This window comes from Magnetospirillum sp. UT-4 (assembly GCF_902729435.1).
Lineage (GTDB): Bacteria > Pseudomonadota > Alphaproteobacteria > Rhodospirillales > Magnetospirillaceae > Magnetospirillum.
Genome location: NZ_CACVCG010000116.1, coordinates 1 through 1,350, shown reverse-complemented (window position 1 = coordinate 1,350; position 1,350 = coordinate 1). Strand labels below are relative to the sequence as shown.

At 67.3% G+C, this 1,350-nt stretch carries 1 protein-coding gene; it reads left to right on the top strand.

Features of this window, described 5'->3' with window-relative positions; all coding sequences use genetic code 11:
- Positions 1 to 117: 117 nt before the first annotated feature.
- Positions 118 to 1,350, top strand: a 1,233-nt coding sequence (locus MTBUT4_RS15185; RefSeq protein ID WP_173980544.1) for an IS1380 family transposase, incomplete at its 3' end; no start/stop codon positions are given.

The following is a 1,350-nucleotide window of genomic DNA, read 5'->3' as shown; positions in this document are numbered from 1 at the left end:
GTCTTATTCGCCACGGCATGGATTTGGGCTGGCGAGCGTAGCGTAAGATCCTGATTTGGCGTAGGAAATGGGTGTCGAATCCGTTCCAATGCCAGATCGGAGGTTGCCACGCCCGCCATGACCGACGATACGATGTTGCCCTTCGCGTTGCCAGCCGTCAGCCGCAAGAAAGTGACGGCGGCCTTCGATGGCGGTCGCATCACCTCGGACGGCGGGGTGGTGCTGCTGGCCGAGGCAGAGCGGCGGCTGGGATTGGCCGACAAGCTGGCGGCCGTGATCGCCGACGGGCGCGATCCGTCGCGGGTGATCCACCGGCTTCCCGACATCCTGCGCGCCCGCATCCTGGCCATCGCCTGCGGCTGGGAGGACGCCGACGACCTGGACACGCTGCGCTTTGATCCCGCGTTCAAGCTGGCCTGCGGCCGTCTGCCCGACAGCGGGCGCGACCTGTGCTCGCAGCCGACCGTGTCCCGCTGGGAGAATGCGCCCGGCTTGCGCGAGATCCTGCGGCTGATGGCGGTGATGGTGGATCAATACTGCGCCAGCTATCCGGTCCCGCCCGAGGCGGTGACGCTCGACATCGACGACACGCTGGACGTGGTGCACGGCCACCAGCAGCTTTCGCTCTTCAATGCCCATTACGACGAGCGCTGCTTCCTGCCGATCCACATTTACGACACCGCCACCGCGCGGCCGGTGGCGATGATTCTGCGCCCCGGCAAGACACCGACCGGCAAGGAGGTGCGCGGGCACCTGCGCCGCCTGGTGCGCCGCATTCGGCGTCACTGGCCCGCCACCCGCATCACCTTGCGTGGCGACGGCCATTACGCTCGCCCCGAAGTGATGGATTGGTGCGACGCCAACGGCATGGACTATGTCTTCGGCCTGCCCGGCAATGCCGTGCTGACCCGCGCCGTCGAGGAAGCCGCCGACGACATCCGCACCCGCCGCGCGTTGGACCAAAATCCCTGCCTGCGCGGCTATGCCGAGACCTGCTACCGGGCCAAATCGTGGAGCACCGAGCGGCGCGCCTGCGCCCGCATCGAGGCCACCACGCTCGGGCTCGACATCCGCTTCGTCGTCACCAGCCTGACCGGTCGCTCGGCCGAATACATCTACGACACCCTCTATTGCGAGCGCGGCCAGGCCGAGAACCTGATCAAGATGCACAAGGCGCAACTGGCCTCGGACCGCACCTCGTGCCGCTCGCCGCTGGCCAACCAGATGCGCCTGATCCTCCACACCGCCGCCTACTGGCTGATGCTGACCGTCCGCGACGCCATCCCCAAGAGCCACACCCTGGCCAAGGCCGAATTCGCCACCATCCGCCTGCGCCTGATGAAACTGGGC